This is a genomic window from Streptomyces paromomycinus (assembly GCF_003865155.1).
GTDB lineage: Bacteria > Actinomycetota > Actinomycetes > Streptomycetales > Streptomycetaceae > Streptomyces > Streptomyces chrestomyceticus.
Map to the genome: position 1 here is coordinate 8,026,343 of NZ_BHZD01000001.1, position 16,645 is coordinate 8,042,987.

The 16,645-nt window shown below is 71.8% G+C and carries 16 protein-coding genes; 15 read left to right on the plus strand and 1 reads right to left on the minus strand.

Translation table 11 applies throughout. The features are described from left to right. Positions 1–130: 130 nt before the first annotated feature. Positions 131–2,329, minus strand: a complete 2,199-nt coding sequence (locus OEIGOIKO_RS34715; RefSeq protein ID WP_125057355.1) for an elongation factor G-like protein EF-G2 — start codon at positions 2,327–2,329, stop codon at positions 131–133. A 220-nt stretch (positions 2,330–2,549) separates the two neighbouring features. Here OEIGOIKO_RS34715 and pgsA point away from each other — a divergent pair, with 220 nt between their 5' ends. The 15 genes from pgsA (at position 2,550) to OEIGOIKO_RS34785 (ending at position 16,518) form a co-directional block, all read left to right on the plus strand. Further along, the gene (gene pgsA / locus OEIGOIKO_RS34720) at positions 2,550–3,263 is read left to right on the plus strand and encodes a phosphatidylinositol phosphate synthase (protein ID WP_371858757.1); all 714 of its coding nucleotides are present in this window, start codon (positions 2,550–2,552) and stop codon (positions 3,261–3,263) included. Further along, positions 3,260–4,279, plus strand: a complete 1,020-nt coding sequence (locus OEIGOIKO_RS34725) for a phosphatidylinositol mannoside acyltransferase (RefSeq protein WP_246177724.1) — start codon at positions 3,260–3,262, stop codon at positions 4,277–4,279. The genes pgsA and OEIGOIKO_RS34725 overlap by 4 nt, the downstream gene beginning before the upstream one ends. After that, positions 4,276–5,436: a glycosyltransferase family 4 protein gene (locus tag OEIGOIKO_RS34730; RefSeq protein WP_125057356.1), complete on the plus strand. Its 1,161-nt coding sequence runs from the start codon at positions 4,276–4,278 to the stop codon at positions 5,434–5,436. The genes OEIGOIKO_RS34725 and OEIGOIKO_RS34730 overlap by 4 nt, the downstream gene beginning before the upstream one ends. 1,019 nt (positions 5,437–6,455) lie before the next feature. Next, positions 6,456–7,001: a LemA family protein gene (locus tag OEIGOIKO_RS34735; RefSeq protein ID WP_125057357.1), complete on the plus strand. Its 546-nt coding sequence runs from the start codon at positions 6,456–6,458 to the stop codon at positions 6,999–7,001. Positions 7,002–7,098: 97 nt separating this feature from the next. Further along, positions 7,099–8,028 (plus strand): pyridoxal 5'-phosphate synthase lyase subunit PdxS, encoded by a 930-nt coding sequence (gene pdxS, locus OEIGOIKO_RS34740; protein ID WP_125057358.1) that lies wholly within the window; start codon positions 7,099–7,101, stop codon positions 8,026–8,028. Positions 8,029–8,083: 55 nt separating this feature from the next. After that, positions 8,084–8,674: a pyridoxal 5'-phosphate synthase glutaminase subunit PdxT gene (gene pdxT, locus OEIGOIKO_RS34745; protein ID WP_125057359.1), complete on the plus strand. Its 591-nt coding sequence runs from the start codon at positions 8,084–8,086 to the stop codon at positions 8,672–8,674. A gap of 104 nt (positions 8,675–8,778) precedes the next feature. Then, the gene (locus tag OEIGOIKO_RS34750) at positions 8,779–9,531 is read left to right on the plus strand and encodes a YebC/PmpR family DNA-binding transcriptional regulator (RefSeq protein ID WP_125057360.1); all 753 of its coding nucleotides are present in this window, start codon (positions 8,779–8,781) and stop codon (positions 9,529–9,531) included. A gap of 150 nt (positions 9,532–9,681) precedes the next feature. Further along, positions 9,682–10,308: a crossover junction endodeoxyribonuclease RuvC gene (gene ruvC, locus OEIGOIKO_RS34755; protein ID WP_125057361.1), complete on the plus strand. Its 627-nt coding sequence runs from the start codon at positions 9,682–9,684 to the stop codon at positions 10,306–10,308. Beyond that, a complete protein-coding gene (gene ruvA / locus OEIGOIKO_RS34760) occupies positions 10,305–10,925 on the plus strand; it encodes a Holliday junction branch migration protein RuvA (protein WP_125057362.1) in 621 nt (206 codons plus the stop codon). Before ruvC ends, ruvA begins: the two co-directional genes overlap by 4 nt. A gap of 5 nt (positions 10,926–10,930) precedes the next feature. Beyond that, positions 10,931–11,059: a hypothetical protein gene (locus OEIGOIKO_RS43625; protein WP_281288418.1), complete on the plus strand. Its 129-nt coding sequence runs from the start codon at positions 10,931–10,933 to the stop codon at positions 11,057–11,059. A gap of 11 nt (positions 11,060–11,070) precedes the next feature. Then, positions 11,071–12,171 carry a Holliday junction branch migration DNA helicase RuvB gene (gene ruvB, locus OEIGOIKO_RS34765; RefSeq protein ID WP_371858820.1) on the plus strand — a complete coding sequence of 367 codons (1,101 nt, stop codon included), beginning with the start codon at positions 11,071–11,073 and terminating at the stop codon, positions 12,169–12,171. A gap of 162 nt (positions 12,172–12,333) precedes the next feature. Beyond that, complete coding sequence (gene yajC, locus OEIGOIKO_RS34770) at positions 12,334–12,906, plus strand: preprotein translocase subunit YajC (protein ID WP_125057363.1); 573 nt, start codon at positions 12,334–12,336, stop codon at positions 12,904–12,906. A 150-nt stretch (positions 12,907–13,056) separates the two neighbouring features. After that, a complete protein-coding gene (gene secD, locus OEIGOIKO_RS34775) occupies positions 13,057–14,829 on the plus strand; it encodes a protein translocase subunit SecD (RefSeq protein WP_125057364.1) in 1,773 nt (590 codons plus the stop codon). 1 nt (position 14,830) lies between these two features. Beyond that, positions 14,831–15,973, plus strand: coding sequence for a protein translocase subunit SecF (gene secF / locus OEIGOIKO_RS34780; RefSeq protein ID WP_125057365.1), 1,143 nt, complete (start codon positions 14,831–14,833; stop codon positions 15,971–15,973). After that, a complete protein-coding gene (locus OEIGOIKO_RS34785; protein ID WP_125057366.1) occupies positions 15,970–16,518 on the plus strand; it encodes an adenine phosphoribosyltransferase in 549 nt (182 codons plus the stop codon). Before secF ends, OEIGOIKO_RS34785 begins: the two co-directional genes overlap by 4 nt. The last annotated feature ends 127 nt before the right edge of the window (positions 16,519–16,645 follow it).

Sequence of the window (16,645 nt, forward strand, 5' to 3'; positions counted from 1 at the left end):
CCTTCTGCCCAACTACCGTCGGTCGCACACCTTCTGAGCTGCGGTCACAGCGTACCGCCGCCGTCCACCCCGGTGCTGCCGAGGCGGACGGCCGGCGACGTGACGTGCGGCGGAGCCGGTGTGCGGGCTCTCACGAGCCGTTCTCCTCCTGTTCGCGGAGCTTCGCGGCGAGCTGCGGCGGCATCGGCTCGTGCCGCGTGTAGGACCGGTGGAAGCGGCCGGTGCCGTGCGAGAGGGAGCGCAGGTCCACGGCGTACCGGCTGATCTCGATCTCCGGCACCTCGGCCCGTACGAGAGTGCGCCCGTGCCCCGCCTGATCGGTGCCCACCACCCGGCCGCGCCGCCCGGACAGATCGCTCATCACCGCCCCGACGAAATCGTCCGGAACCAGTACGGTCACCTCGGCCACCGGCTCCAGCAGATGGATACGGGCGTCCCCGGCGGCCTCGCGCAGCGCCAGCGAACCCGCCGTCTGGAACGCGGCGTCGGAGGAGTCCACCGAGTGCGCCTTGCCGTCCAGCAGCGTGACGCGGACGTCGACCAGCGGATAGCCGGCCGCGACACCGCGCGCCGCCTGCGCCCGTACGCCCTTCTCCACGGACGGGATGAACTGCCGCGGCACCGCGCCGCCCACGACCTTGTCCACGAACTCGATGCCGCTGCCGCCCGGCAGCGGTTCCACCTCGATCTCGCAGATCGCGTACTGGCCGTGCCCGCCGGACTGCTTCACATGCCGCCCGCGGCCCGCCGCCTTGCCGCCGAAGGTCTCCCGCAGCGAGACCTTGTACGGCACGGTGTCGACCTGCACGCCGTACCGGGACCGCAGCCGCTCCAGGGCCACGTCGACATGCGCCTCGCCCAGGCACCACAGCACCACCTGGTGGGTGCCCTGGTTGTGCTCCAGGCGCATCGTCGGGTCCTCGGCGACGAGCCGGGACAGCCCCTGGGAGAGCTTGTCCTCGTCCGCCTTGCTGTGCGCCTGGATGGCGACCGGCAGCAGCGGGTCCGGCATCGTCCACGGCTCCATCAGGAGCGGCGCGTCCTTGTCGGAGAGCGTGTCACCGGTCTCGGCGCGGGTCAGCTTCGCCACACAGGCCAGATCGCCGGCGATCGCCTGCGACAGGGAGCGCTGGGTCTTGCCGAACGGGGCGGACAGGGCGCCGATCCGTTCGTCCACGTCGTGGTCCTCGTGGCCGCGGTCCTCCAGGCCGTGCCCCGACACGTGCACCGTCTCGTCCGGCCGCAGGGTGCCGGAGAAGACCCGGACCAGCGAGAGCCGGCCCACGTACGGGTCGGAGGAGGTCTTGACCACCTCGGCGACCAGCGGGCCCGCCGGATCGCAGGTCAGCGCCGGGCGCGGCTTGCCGTCGGGGGTGGTGACGGCCGGGGCTTCGCGTTCGGCGGGGGTGGGGAAGCCGCGGGCGATCAGATCCAGCAGCTCGACGGTGCCGAGGCCCTGCCGGGCGCCCTCCGCGGCCGGGGCCGCGGCCAGCACGGGGTGGAAGGTGCCGCGGGCCACCGCCGTCTCCAGGTCACCGATGAGCGTCTTCACGTCGATGTCCTCGCCCGCGAGGTAGCGGTCCATGAGGGACTCGTCCTCGCTCTCGGCGATGATGCCCTCGATGAGCCGGTTGCGGGCCTCCTCGATCAGCGGCAGCTCGTCGGCCTCCGGCGCGCGCTCGACGCGTTCGCCGGAGGAGTAGTCGAAGACCCGCTGGGTGAGCAGGCCGATCAGACCGTGCACCGGCGCGTGGCCGTCGGCGCCCGCCGTGCCGTACAGCGGCAGGTACAGGGGGAGGACGGCGTCCGGGTCGTCGCCGCCCAGCGTGGCGCCGCACAGCCGGGTCATCTGGTCGAAGTCGGCGCGCGCGGCCTCCAGGTGCGTGATGACCAGCGCGCGCGGCATCCGGACCGCCGCGCACTCGTCCCAGACCATGCGCGTCGCGCCGTCCACGCCGTCCGCCGCCGAAACGACGAAGAGGGCCGCGTCCGCTGCCCGCAGACCGGCCCTCAGCTCTCCGACGAAGTCGGCGTACCCGGGTGTGTCCAATACGTTGATCTTGATTCCGCCGTAGTCGACGGGCACCAGGGACAGCTGCACCGACCGCTGCTGCCGGTGCTCGATCTCGTCGTAGTCCGACAGGCAGCCGCCGTCCTCCACCCGGCCCGCCCGGTTGACCGCGCCGGTCGCCAGGGCCAGCGCCTCCACCAGCGTCGTTTTCCCCGCACCACTGTGGCCGACCAGCACCACATTCCTCAGGGACGTGGGCCGGCCGGCCGATGTCGCCCTGCCGGCGGCTCCTGGATGTGTCCTCGTCTTCTCGCCCATGTGTCTCGCCTCCCGGTCGACACTTTGCGGTGGTTCGAGCTTTCCACCCTGGTCATGGCACGTCCATACATCGCACAAGGGACGATCAGGGATCTTGCGGTACGCCCCGCCACCGCGGGCCCGCGCCGGTGTGACAGCTGCTGCGCCCACGTCTTGGCCGGTCACAGGTCGTGCCCCGGGCCGTGGTGCGTTCGCGGTACGCGGGTGCCGCCTGGCTACGATGGGCCAGCCGGTGGCCCCATTGACCGCGCGGCCCGTATCGACCTCCGGGAAGGCCATGCTGAACACGTACGCGCGTGCATTCTTCACGCGTGTCCTCACGCCATTCGCCGCCCTGCTCATCCGTCTCGGGGTCAGCCCGGACGCGGTCACCCTCGTCGGCACGGGGGGTGTGGTGGCGGGTGCCCTGGTCTTCTTCCCGCTCGGCGAGTTCTTCTGGGGCACGATCGTCATCACGCTGTTCGTGTTCTCGGACCTGGTGGACGGCAACATGGCCCGGCAGCTGGGCCGCTCCAGCCGCTGGGGGGCCTTCCTCGACTCCACGCTCGACCGGGTCGCCGACTCGGCGATCTTCGGCGGGCTGGCGCTCTGGTACGCCGGGGCCGGCGACAGTCTCTGGCTCTGCGCGGTGGCGATCTTCTGCCTGGCCAGCGGCCAGGTCGTCTCGTACACCAAGGCCAGGGGCGAGAGCATCGGGCTGCCGGTGAACGTCAACGGACTGGTGGAACGGGCCGAGCGGCTCGTCATCACGCTGGTCGCCGCCGGCCTCGCCGGACTGCACGCCTTCGGCGTCCCCGGCGTCCAGTACCTGCTGCCGGTCGCCCTGTGGGTGGTCGCCGTCGGCAGCGCGGTCACCCTCGCCCAGCGCGTGGTGACCGTACGCCGGGAGTCCGCCGAGGCCGACGCCGTCGCACAAGGGGGGAACAGCGCGTGAAGCGCCCGACCATCGACCGCGAGAAGCTGACCGACGGGGCGTACGCCCTGGGCTGGAGCGCGGTCAAGAAACTGCCCGAACCTGCCGCGAAGGCGCTCGGGAGCCGGATCGCCGACACGGTCTGGAAACGGCGCGGCAAGGGCATCCTGCGCCTGGAGGCCAATCTCGCGCGCGTCGTCCCGGACGCCACGCCGCAGCGCCTCGCCCAGCTGTCCCGGGCCGGGATGCGCTCCTATCTGCGCTACTGGATGGAATCCTTCCGGCTGCCGGCCTGGAGCAAGGAGCGGATACGGGGCGGGTTCGCGCCTGCCGACGTGCACCACCTGGTGGACGGTCTGAAGAGCGGCCGCGGCGTGATCCTCGCCCTGCCGCACATGGGCAACTACGACCTCGCGGGCGCCTGGGTCACCACCAAACTGGGCGTGCCCTTCACCACCGTCGCCGAACGCCTCAAGCCCGAATCGCTCTACGACCGGTTCGTCGCCTACCGCGAGGGCCTGGGCATGGAGGTGCTGCCGCACACCGGCGGCGCCGCGTTCGGCATCCTCGCCCGGCGGCTGCGGGCCGGCGGCCTGGTCTGCCTCGTCGCCGACCGGGACCTGTCCGCCTCCGGCATCGAGGTGAAATTCTTCGGTGAGGCGGCCAAGATGCCGGCCGGGCCCGCGATGCTCGCGGTGCAGACCGGGGCGATGCTCCTGCCGGTCACCCTGTGGTACGACGAAAGCTCCGTCATGCGCGGGCGGGTGCACCCGGAGATCGAGGTGCCGCAGACCGGCACCCGCGCCGAGAAGGCCGCCACGATGACGCAGGAGATGGCCGACGCCTTCGCCTCCGGCATCGCCGACCACCCGGAGGACTGGCACATGCTGCAACGTCTGTGGCTCGGTGACCTGGAGGCGCGGGGCCCCGCGGGGCGCGCCGGGCGCGCGGAGGCGGGGGGTGCCGACGGGGTGCGTCCCGGTGCAGCGGGTACCGATGAGGCGCGTGCCGACGCCCGGGGGACGGAGCAGTCTTGAGAATCGGCATCGTCTGCCCGTACTCGTGGGACGTTCCGGGCGGCGTCCAGTTCCACATCCGTGACCTCGCCGAGCACCTGATCCGGCTGGGCCACGAGGTGTCCGTACTCGCTCCGGCGGACGACGAGACACCACTGCCGGCGTACGTCGTCTCCGCCGGACGTGCCGTCCCCGTGCCGTACAACGGTTCGGTTGCCCGGCTCAACTTCGGCTTCCTGTCGGCGGCCCGCGTCCGCCGCTGGCTGCACGACGGCGCCTTCGACGTCATCCACATCCACGAACCCGGCACCCCGTCCGTCGGGCTGCTCGCCTGCTGGGCGGCGCAGGGCCCGATCGTGGCCACCTTCCACACCTCCAACCCGCGCTCCCGCGTCATGATCGCGGCGTACCCGATCCTGCAGCCCGCGCTGGAGAAGATCAGCGCCCGGATCGCGGTCAGCGAATACGCCCGGCGCACCCTGGTCGAACACCTCGGGGGCGACGCGGTCGTCATCCCCAACGGCGTCGACGTCGACTTCTTCGCCGACGCCGCGCCGAAGGAGGAGTGGCAGGGCCGCACCATCGGCTTCATCGGCCGCATCGACGAACCCCGCAAGGGCCTGCCCGTCCTCATGCGGGCCCTGCCGGACATCCTCGCCGCCGTACCCGACGCCCGGCTCCTGGTCGCGGGCCGCGGCGACGAGGAGGAAGCCGTCGCGGCACTGCCCGCCGACCTGCGCTCCCGGGTGGAGTTCCTCGGCATGGTCAGCGACGAGGACAAGGCGCGGCTGCTGCGCAGCGTGGACCTGTACGTCGCGCCCAACACCGGGGGCGAGTCGTTCGGCATCATCCTCGTCGAGGCGATGTCGGCGGGGGCGCCGGTGCTGGCCAGTGACCTGGACGCGTTCGCCCAGGTGCTGGATCAGGGGGAGGCCGGGGAGCTGTTCGCCAACGAGGATGCGGGGGCGCTCGCCGCTGCGGCAGTACGGCTCCTGGGGGACCCCGATCGGCTCGCGGAGCTGCGGGAGCGGGGGAGCCGGCATGTGCGGCGCTTCGACTGGTCGACGGTCGGGGCGGACATTCTCGCCGTGTACGAGACGGTTACCGCGGGGGCGGCGATGGTGGCGACGGATGAGCGGACGGGGTTGCGTGCGCGGTGGGGGTTGGCGCGGGACTGAGGCGGCCTTTGGCCGCCGAAGGCCCGGGGTGCCCTCGTGCGCTTCGCGCGAGGGTGGTTTTGTGCTGACGTTCGGCTCGCGTGGGGTTCGTGGTGGGGGCGGGGGCGCGCAGGGGGCCAACTCCTCGGCATCCTTTAGTTGAAGTGAATTGATACGTGGGCCGGCGTGCGGACTGCCTGCGGGGATGGCCCCCTACACGCCCCCTCCGGCCGGTTCGGCGAGCCGAGGTCGGTGGGGGAGGTTTCCGATCACACCGGTGCCCGCCCTCCTGGTGGTGAGGCTCACGGCGGGCATGGCGGCACGGCAGCCCACTCCCCGGCGATGAGACGCGCGCCCCGGACCAGCCCACCCCGACGCGGCTCCGCCGCGCCACTCGGGCGCTGACGCGCCGGACGCTACTCGCGCACCCGGGCACTGGCGTGCCGGACCACACCCGGCCACTCGGGCACCCGGATGCTCGGGCACTCGGACGCTGACGCGCCGGACGACGCGCGGCCACTCGGGCACGCGAGCCCTCGGACGCTGGCGCGCCGGACGCCACTCGGGCACTCGCGCGCCCGGGCACTCGGGCGCAGGGGCGCACCGGGGTGCCGGGACGCACCGGGACACGCCCGGCTTGTGTAAGTCCCCAGCCCGATCGCTCGGAAAGCCGCCCGACGGCCGGGGCTCGGGGTCGCGCAGGGGTCTCCCCGCAGGCAGTCCGCACGCGGGCCCACGTATCCAAATCACTTCAACTAAAGGATGCCGAGGAGTGACCCCGGAGCGGCCCCGAGCCCCCACCCACCGGCCCCTCCGCGCACAACGCGCGCACCGCACCGGGAACGCTCGGGCTTGTGAAAAGCCCAGCCCGATGACTCCGAAAGTCGCCCGACGGGCAGGGCTCGGGGTCGCGTGACCCCGGAGTGACCCCGAGCCCACCCACCACCGGCCCCACCGCGCACCACGCGCGCAACGCGCGCATCGCACCCCCCACCAGGCGAACACCGAGGAGTTCGTGGCGGCCGGTACTGTGACCCGGCGTGACCACTTTGATCTGGATCGCGGCCGTTCTCGTCGTCATCGGTGTCTACCTGAGCTGGACCGCGGGGCGGCTGGACCGTCTGCACGCCCGTATCGACGCGGCGCGCGCGGCGCTGGACGCGCAGTTGTTGCGGCGGGCCTCGGTGGCTCAGGAGCTGGGGACGTCGGGGATTCTCGATCCGGCCGCGTCGATCGTGCTCTACGAGGTGGCGCACGAGGCGCGGCAGGCGGCCGAGGAGCAGCGGGAGGTGGCCGAGAGCGGGCTGAGCCAGGCGCTGCGGGCGGTCTTCGACGACGAGGGGCAGCTCGAAGCCGTGCGGGAGGCGCCCGGCGGTGAGCAGACGGTGGCCGAGCTGACGGCGGCGGTGCGCCGGGTGCCGATGGCGCGGCGGTTCCACAACGACGCCGTGCGGGCCGCGCGTGCCGTGCGCCGTCACCGGGTGGTGCGCTGGTTCCGGCTCGCGGGGCATGCGCCGTTTCCGATGGCCTTCGAGATGGACGACGAGCCCCCGTTGGTGCTCGGCGACCGTGCTGTCGGCCGCTGACGAGCCACTGCCTTCCGATTGGCCCTTTTCACTGGCCGGGCGCAAACGGTTGTGTGGGCGGCGGAGTCCATCCGCCCGCACTTAGTGAGGTCATACCGTGTCCAGCACGCCGAACGCCACGTCTGCCACCGCTCCCGCCGGGAACCCCGAGACCGGTACCGCCCGCGTCAAGCGCGGCATGGCCGAGCAGCTCAAGGGCGGCGTGATCATGGATGTCGTCACGCCGGAGGAAGCGAAGATCGCCGAGGACGCCGGTGCCGTCGCGGTCATGGCCCTGGAGCGGGTGCCCGCGGACATCCGCAAGGACGGCGGGGTGGCCCGGATGTCCGACCCGGACATGATCGACGGGATCATCGAGGCGGTCTCCATCCCGGTCATGGCCAAGTCGCGGATCGGGCACTTCGTCGAGGCGCAGGTGCTGCAGTCCCTCGGCGTCGACTACATCGACGAGTCCGAGGTGCTGACCCCGGCCGACGAGGTCAACCACTCCGACAAGTGGGCGTTCACCACCCCGTTCGTGTGCGGCGCCACCAACCTGGGTGAGGCGCTGCGCCGGATCGCCGAGGGTGCGGCCATGATCCGTTCGAAGGGCGAGGCCGGTACCGGCAACGTCGTCGAGGCGGTGCGTCACCTGCGTCAGATCAAGGGTGAGATCGCCAAGCTGCGGGGCTGTGACAACAACGAGCTGTTCGCCGCGGCCAAGGAGCTGCGGGCCCCGTACGAGCTGGTCAAGGAGGTCGCCGAGCTGGGCAAGCTGCCGGTCGTGCTGTTCTCCGCCGGTGGTGTGGCCACGCCGGCCGACGCCGCGCTGATGCGCCAGCTCGGCGCCGAGGGCGTCTTCGTGGGGTCCGGCATCTTCAAGTCCGGTGACCCGGCCAAGCGCGCCGCCGCCATCGTGAAGGCGACCACGTTCTACGACGACCCGAAGATCGTCGCGGACGTCTCGCGCAACCTGGGCGAGGCCATGGTCGGCATCAACTGCGACACGCTGCCCGAGGCGGAGCGTTACGCCAACCGCGGCTGGTGAGCGGGCGGACGGGCGCCGAGGGCGCGAAGACGGCGAGCGGGAGAACGACGGACGCATGAGTACCCCCACCATCGGCGTGCTGGCCCTCCAGGGCGACGTGCGCGAGCATCTGACGGCGCTGGCGACGGCGGACGCCCTGGCCCGGCCGGTGCGCCGGCCCGAGGAACTGGATGATCTGGACGGCCTGGTCATACCGGGCGGTGAGTCCACGACCATGTCCAAGCTGGCGGTCGTTTTCGGGATGCTGGAGCCGCTGAGGGAGTTCGTGCGCTCCGGCAAGCCGGTCTACGGGACGTGTGCGGGCATGATCATGCTGGCCGACAAGCTGCTGGACGGGCGCGCCGACCAGGAGACGCTGGGCGGCATCGACATGATCGTGCGCCGTAACGCCTTCGGGCGGCAGAACGAGTCGTTCGAGGCGGCGGTCGAGGTGGCCGGAATCGCGGGCGGAGCGGTCCAGGGCGTCTTCATCCGGGCGCCCTGGGTGGAGTCGACGGGGGCCGTCGTCGAGGTGCTGGCGTCGTACGACGGGCACACGGTGGCGGTCCGGCAGGGTAACGTCCTTGCCACGTCCTTCCATCCGGAGCTCACGGGCGACCATCGGGTGCACGCGTACTTCGTGGACATGGTGCGCGCCGGTGCGTAGTGGTCCGCCGCGGGGCGGGCGCCGTGTGTGCGGCGGCCCGACCCCGTCCCGGTAGGATCTGGGGCGTTCGTTTCTCAACCTGGTTACGCGAAGGAGACAGGCGGATGTCCGGCCACTCTAAATGGGCTACGACGAAGCACAAGAAGGCCGTGATCGACGCCAAGCGCGGCAAGCTCTTCGCGAAGCTGATCAAGAACATCGAGGTCGCGGCGCGCACCGGCGGCGCCGACGTCGAGGGCAACCCGACCCTCTTCGACGCCATCCAGAAGGCGAAGAAGCAGTCGGTTCCGAACAAGAACATCGACTCCGCGGTCAAGCGCGGCGCCGGTCTTGAGGCCGGCGGTGCCGACTACGAGACGATCATGTACGAGGGGTACGGCCCCAACGGTGTCGCGGTGCTCATCGAGTGCCTCACCGACAACCGCAACCGCGCCGCCTCGGACGTGCGGGTCGCGATGACCCGCAACGGCGGCTCGATGGCCGACCCCGGCTCGGTCTCGTACCTGTTCAACCGCAAGGGCGTGGTGATCGTCCCCAAGGGCGAGCTGTCCGAGGACGACGTGCTCGGCGCGGTCCTGGACGCGGGTGCCGAGGAGGTCAACGACCTCGGTGAGTCCTTCGAGGTGCTCAGCGAGGCCACCGACCTGGTCGCGGTGCGCACCGCTCTCCAGAAGGAGGGCATCGACTACGACTCGGCCGACACCAACTTCGTGCCGACCATGCAGGTCGAGCTGGACGATGAGGGCGCCCGCAAGATCTTCAAGCTGGTCGACGCGCTGGAGGACAGCGACGACGTGCAGAACGTCTTCGCCAACTTCGACGTGTCCGACGAGGTCATGGCGAAGGTCGACGCCTGACAGGCGGTCAGCTGCGGCGGTGACGGGCCGGCGGGGAACACACCCCGCCGGCCCGTCCTGCGTTGTCAGTGGCAGCGGATACTGTGCTGATCAGCGGGTCGAGGCCCGCGGCGAACGGTTGGACCCAGGGGAGAAGTGGGGGGAGCGGCGATGAAGGTGCTGGGCGTGGACCCGGGGCTGACACGCTGCGGTGTCGGCGTGGTCGACGGCGTCGCGGGCCGCCCGCTGACGATGGCCGGCGTCGGCGTCGTCCGCACGCCCACCGACGCGGACATCGCGCACCGGCTGGTGCTCATCGAGCGCGGCATCGAGGAGTGGCTCGACGAGCAGCGGCCCGACTGCGTCGCCGTCGAGCGGGTCTTCAGCCAGCACAATGTCCGTACGGTCATGGGCACCGCCCAGGCCAGCGCGGTCGCCATGCTGTGCGCCGCGCGCCGCGGACTGCCCGTCGCGCTGCACACCCCCAGCGAGGTCAAGGCCGCCGTGACCGGGTCGGGCCGCGCCGACAAGGCGCAGGTCGGCGCGATGGTCACCCGGCTGCTGCGGCTGGACGCCCCGCCCAAGCCGGCCGACGCGGCGGACGCGCTGGCGCTGGCCATCTGCCACATCTGGCGCGCGCCCGCCGTCAACCGCCTCCAGCAGGCGCACGCCGTCAACCGGCTCCAGCAGGCACAGGCGGCCGCCCGTGCCCGCCCGGCGCCCGCACCAGTCCGACGTACTCCCGCACGCGCACCCGGGCCGCGGCCCGGGACACCCCAGAAGGGCACCACCCGATGATCGCCTTCGTCTCCGGCCCGGTCGCGGCCCTGGCTCCGGACACCGCCGTCGTGGAGGTGGGCGGCATCGGCATGGCCGTGCAGTGCACGCCGGGCACCCTGTCCGGGCTGCGCATCGGCCAGCAGGCCAAACTGGCCACCTCCCTCGTCGTACGGGAGGACTCGCTCACCCTGTACGGCTTCGCCGACGACGACGAGCGGCAGACGTTCGAACTGCTGCAGACCGCCAGCGGGGTGGGGCCGCGGCTGGCGCAGGCCATGCTCGCGGTGCACTCCCCGGACACGCTGCGCCTCGCCGTCGCCAACGGTGACGAGAAGACGCTCACGGCCGTGCCCGGCATCGGCAAGAAGGGTGCACAGAAGCTTCTGCTGGAGCTGAAGGACCGGCTCGGAGCGCCCGTCGGCACGGGCGGCGCGGGCGTCGGCAGTGCCGTGACGGCCGGGTGGGGCGACCAGCTGCACGCCGCGCTGATCGGCCTGGGGTACGCGACCCGGGAGGCCGACGAGGCGGTGTCCGCGGTCGCGCCGCAGGCCGAGGCGGCGCTCGCCGAGGGCGGCACGCCGCAGGTGTCGCAGCTGCTCAAGGCGGCCCTCCAGTCGCTGAACCGGGCGCGGTGAGCCCGGTGCGGTGGGAAGCGACCCCTGGCCGCCGGGCCCGGCGCGGCGGCTTCGCGCCCCGGGCCCGTACGGCCGGCCACCCCCGTAAGAACCGCGACATGAAGCCGGCCGACCCGGCCGGTACGACCACGTGAGGCAGGACGCAGTGAACTGGGACGAGCCCACCGAGACCGCGGCCGGACCGCCCCCGGGCGGCACGGCCGAGTGGCCCGACCGGCTGGTGGGGTCCGACGCGGACGGCGAGGACACCGCGGTCGAGGCCGCGCTGCGCCCCAAGGACCTGGACGAGTTCGTGGGCCAGGAGCGGGTGCGCGAGCAGCTCGACCTGGTCCTGCGCGCGGCCCGCGCCCGGGGTGCCACCGCCGACCACGTCCTGCTCTCCGGCGCCCCCGGCCTGGGCAAGACCACCCTCTCCATGATCATCGCCGCCGAGATGGGCGCCCCGATCCGGATCACCTCGGGCCCCGCCATCCAGCACGCCGGCGACCTGGCCGCGATCCTGTCCTCCCTCCAGGAGGGCGAGGTGCTCTTCCTCGACGAGATCCACCGGATGTCCCGGCCCGCCGAGGAGATGCTCTACATGGCCATGGAGGACTTCCGCGTCGACGTCATCGTCGGCAAGGGCCCCGGTGCCACCGCCATCCCCTTGGAACTGCCGCCCTTCACCCTGGTCGGCGCCACCACCCGGGCAGGCCTGCTGCCCCCGCCGCTGCGCGACCGCTTCGGCTTCACCGGCCACATGGAGTTCTACGCCCCCGGCGAACTGGAACGCGTCATCCACCGCTCCGCCGGGCTGCTCGACGTGCACATAGAGGCCGAGGGCGCCGCGGAGATCGCCGGGCGCTCCCGCGGCACCCCCCGCATCGCCAACCGCCTGCTGCGCCGCGTCCGCGACTACGCGCAGGTCAAGGCGGACGGCGTGATCACCCGGGAGACCGCCGCACAGGCCCTGGACGTCTACGAGGTCGACGCCCGCGGCCTGGACCGCCTGGACCGCGCGGTGCTCACCGCGCTGCTCAAGCTGTTCGGCGGCGGACCGGTGGGCCTGTCCACCCTGGCGGTGGCGGTGGGGGAGGAGCGTGAGACCGTCGAGGAGGTCGCCGAGCCGTTCCTCGTACGCGAGGGCCTGCTCGCCCGTACCCCCCGGGGCCGGATCGCCACCCCCGCCGCCTGGACCCACATGGGGCTGACGCCGCCCCAGCAGCAGGCGGGCGGCGCCGGACAGCAGGGGCTCTTCGGGGCGTGACGGCGCGGGGACTCGCCGGGTCAGGAACTGCGGTGCCATGCTGGGCGTTGTTCCACCGGTGCGGACTCGCTTAGACTCCGCCGATGCCGACCGTATGGTCCGGCATTCCCACCCCCGTATATCAGACCGCGGACTTGCGGTCGTGCGAAGGATTTTCGTCCCGTGAGTATCGTGACTCTCCTCCCCTTCATCGTCCTCATCGGGGCCATGTTCCTGATGACCCGGTCCGCCAAGAAGAAGCAGCAGGCGGCCGCGCAGATGCGCGACGAGATGCAGCCCGGCACCGGCGTCCGGACGATTGGGGGCATGTACGCCACCGTCAAGGAGATCCACGACGACACCGTCCTCCTGGAGGTGGCCCCCGGCGTGCACGCCCTCTACGCCAAGAACGCGGTCGGCGCGGTCCTCCCGGACGAGGAGTACAACCGCATCCTCGACGGCGCCGAGGGCGGCAAGGACGGCGCGGTCGTGCCGGACGACGCCTCGTCGCTGACCGAGGGCACCCCGGCCGTGACCGCCGCGGACGACCGGGCCGACGCCGGCGACAAGCCCGCGAACCTGGACAAGTCGCCGAAGGCCGACCTGGCGAAGGGCGAGCCCGCCGCGGACGCGAAGGACGCCGGGAAGGCCGAGGACGCGGCCGGCGCCGAGGCCGCCGAGGGCGCCAAGAGCGGTGCGCAGGCCGACAAGGCCGACCAGGCCGAGAAGAAGGACGGCGGCGCCGACGCGAAGTAGCCCCGCCCCGACGGAACCGCGGAGCACCCTTCGAGCGGTGCACCGCGGTTCCGGGACGGTTTAGGCTCCGGCGGGGGCACGTCCCCACTACACTTCGTGGCCGCCCGGCAAGGCACCGAGCCGGGCGGTTGGACAGGGAGATACGAGAAGGTGGCAGCACCGAAAAAGGGCCGCAGGTCTCCTGGGGGCCAGGGAAGGCCGGGGCGCACCCTGGTCCTGATCTTGATCGCCATGGTGGCGCTGGTCGGCGGGATGTTCCTCTCCGGCAGCTCGACGCCCCGGCTGGGCATCGACCTCGCCGGCGGTACGAGCTTCACGCTGGAGGCCCGTAACCAGCCCGGCAAGCCCAACGCGATCAACGAGACCAACATGAACACCGCCGCGGGCATCATGGAGCGGCGTGTCAACGGGCTCGGTGTGTCCGAGGCCGAGGTCCAGACCCAGGGCACCAACCACATCGTCGTCAACATCCCCAAGGGGACGGACGCGAAACAGGCCCGCCAGCAGGTCGGTACCACCGCTCAGCTCGGCTTCCGGCCGGTGCTGACCACCACCGCCGGTGCGAAGACACCGTCGACCAGCCCGAGCCCCACCCCCTCCGCGAGCGGCAAGGGCGACGACGGCAAGAAGGACGGGAAGGACGACGGCAAGCAGGGTGACAAGCCCTCCACGAAGCCGACGCCCACCTCCACGACCCAGGGCCGCGCCGTCACCGACGCGCTGAAGAAGGGTCCGTCCGACCCGCCGAAGGCGTCCGGCAGCAGCACGCCCGCGCCGAGCGACACCCCGCAGCCGTCCACCGGCGCCGACGAGATCCCGGCCGCGCTGCAGAAGCAGCTCGCCGACCTGGACTGCACCACCAAGCAGTCGCGCGCGGCGGCCGGTGAGAAGGCCGCCGGCACGAAGCCGGGCGACCCGGTCGTGGCCTGCAAGGACGACGGCTCGCAGAAGTACGTGCTGGGCCCGGTCGGCGTCGAGGGCACCGACGTCAAGGACGCCTCCGCGGTCTTCGACAGCCAGCAGGGCCAGGGCTGGATCGTCCAGATGGACTTCACCGGCGCCGGCGGCAAGAAGTTCGCCGACATCACCGGCAAGCTGGCCGCCAAGACCCAGCCGCAGAACCAGTTCGCCATCGTGCTGGACGGTGCGGTCGTCTCCGACCCGCGGGTCAGCCAGCGGCTGAACGGCGGCAGCGCCACCATCTCCGGCGGCTTCACCCAGCAGACCGCCGAGGACCTGGCGAACATGCTGTCCTACGGCGCCCTGCCGCTCTCCTTCAAGATCGCCGACGAGACCACGGTCACCGCGGCGCTCGGCGGCGAGCAGCTCCAGGCGGGGCTGATCGCGGGCGCCATCGGCCTCGCGCTGGTCGTCGTCTACCTGGTCGCCTACTACCGCGGTCTGGCGCTGGTCGCGCTGGCGAGCCTCGCGGTCTCCGCGGTCCTCACCTACGCGATCATGACGTTGCTGGGCCCGGCCATCGGCTTCGCGCTGAACCTGCCGGCCGTCTGCGGCGCCATCGTCGCCATCGGCATCACGGCCGACTCCTTCATCGTCTACTTCGAACGCATCCGGGACGAGATCCGCGAGGGCCGCACCCTGCGCCCGGCTGTCGAACGCGGCTGGCCGCGCGCCCGGCGCACGATCCTGGTCTCCGACTTCGTGTCGTTCCTGGCCGCGTTCGTGCTGTTCATCGTCACCGTCGGCAAGGTGAAGGGCTTCGCGTTCACGCTGGGCCTGACCACCCTCCTCGACGTCGTGGTGGTCTTCTTCTTCACCAAGCCGCTGATGACGCTGCTGGCCCGCCGGAAGTTCTTCGCGGGCGGCCACCCGTGGTCCGGTCTGGACCCCAAGCGCCTGGGCGCCAAGCCGCCGCTGCGCCGCCGTCGTACCACCGCTCCCACCGAGACGAAGGAGGCGTGAGATGTCGAAGCTCGGCAACATCGGCGCCCGGCTCTACCGCGGTGAGGTCGGTTACGACTTCATCGGCAAGCGGAAGATCTGGTACGGCATCTCGATCCTGATCACCATCACGGCCATCGTCGGCCTGGCGGTGCGCGGCCTGAACATGGGCATCGAGTTCTCCGGCGGCGCGGTCTTCACCACCCCGAAGACCTCCGTCTCCGCGACGGAGGCGGAGCACAAGGCCGAGGCCGCGGCGGAGGGCCACCAGGCCACCGTCCAGAAGCTCGGCAACGGCGGTCTGCGCATCCAGATCAGCGAGCTGGACACCCAGCAGTCGCTGCCGGTGCAGGAGGCCCTAGCCAAGGACCTGAACGTCCCGGTCAAGGACATCAACACCCAGCTCGTCGGCCCCAGCTGGGGTGAGGAGATCGCCAACAAGGCCTGGCTGGGCCTGGGGATCTTCATGATCCTGGTGGTGATCTACCTCGCCATCGCCTTCGAGTGGCGGATGGCGCTGGCGGCCCTGATCGCGCTGATCCACGACCTCACGATCACGGTCGGCGTGTACGCGCTGGTCGGCTTCGAGGTCACCCCGGGCACCGTCATCGGTCTGCTGACGATCCTCGGTTACTCCCTCTACGACACCGTCGTGGTCTTCGACAGCCTCAAGGAAGCGTCGAAGGACATCGGGAAGCAGACCCGCTTCACCTACAGCGAGCTGGCCAACCGCAGCATCAACTCGACCCTGGTGCGCTCCATCAACACCACGGTCGTGGCGCTGCTGCCGGTCGCCGGTCTGCTCTTCGTCGGTGGCGGTGTGCTCGGCGCCGGGATGCTCAACGACATCTCGCTCGCCCTGTTCGTCGGCCTCGCGGCCGGTGCGTACTCCTCGATCTTCATCGCGACCCCGCTGGTCGCCGACTTCAAGGAGCGCGACCCGGAGATGAAGGCGCTGGCCAAGCGGGTGCGCGCGAAGCGCGCCGCGGCCGCCGCCAAGGCCGACGCGCCGGAGCAGCAGGAGACCGCGCAGGGCGCCGGTGACGAGGACCTGCCGCAGGACGCGGAGACCGACGAGGACGCGGCCGGCAGCATGGTCGGCCAGCGCACCCAGCCCGCGTCCCGCAACCGCGGCCGCGGCCGCCCGTCGGGCAAGCGCCGATGAGCGCCCCCGACGGCCTGCGGGAGCTGCTGCTCAGCCGGATCGCGGACGTGCCGGACTACCCGAAGCAGGGCGTGGTGTTCAAGGACATCACGCCGCTGCTGGCGGACCCGGCCGCCTTCGGCGCGCTGACCGACGCGTTCGTGTCGCTGTGCGAGCGGTACGAGGCCGACAAGGTCGTGGGCCTGGAGGCGCGCGGATTCATCCTGGCCGCTCCGGTGGCCGTACGGGCCGGCATCGGCTTCGTGCCCGTACGCAAGGCAGGCAAGCTGCCTGGCGCGACGCTCCGCCAGGCGTACGACCTGGAGTACGGCGCGGCCGAGATCGAGATACACGCGGACGCGCTCGCGCCCGGCGACCGGGTGCTGGTGATCGACGACGTGCTGGCCACCGGCGGTACGGCCGAGGCGTCGCTGGAGCTGGTCCGGCGGGCCGGGGCCGAGGTCGCCGGTGTGGCGGTGCTGCTGGAGCTGGGTTTCCTGGCCGGGCGGCAGCGGCTGGGGCCGGGCCTGAAGGGCGCTCCGCTGGAGTCGCTGATCACGGTCTGATGGGCCTGCGGGCCGTCCGTACGGCGGTGGCCTAGCCGCCTCCGTACGCGCGGAATTCCGCAAAGAGCGAGCAAAAGGGCATCCGGAACAAACCCGGATGCCCTTTTGCTGTCATGTACGGACCCGG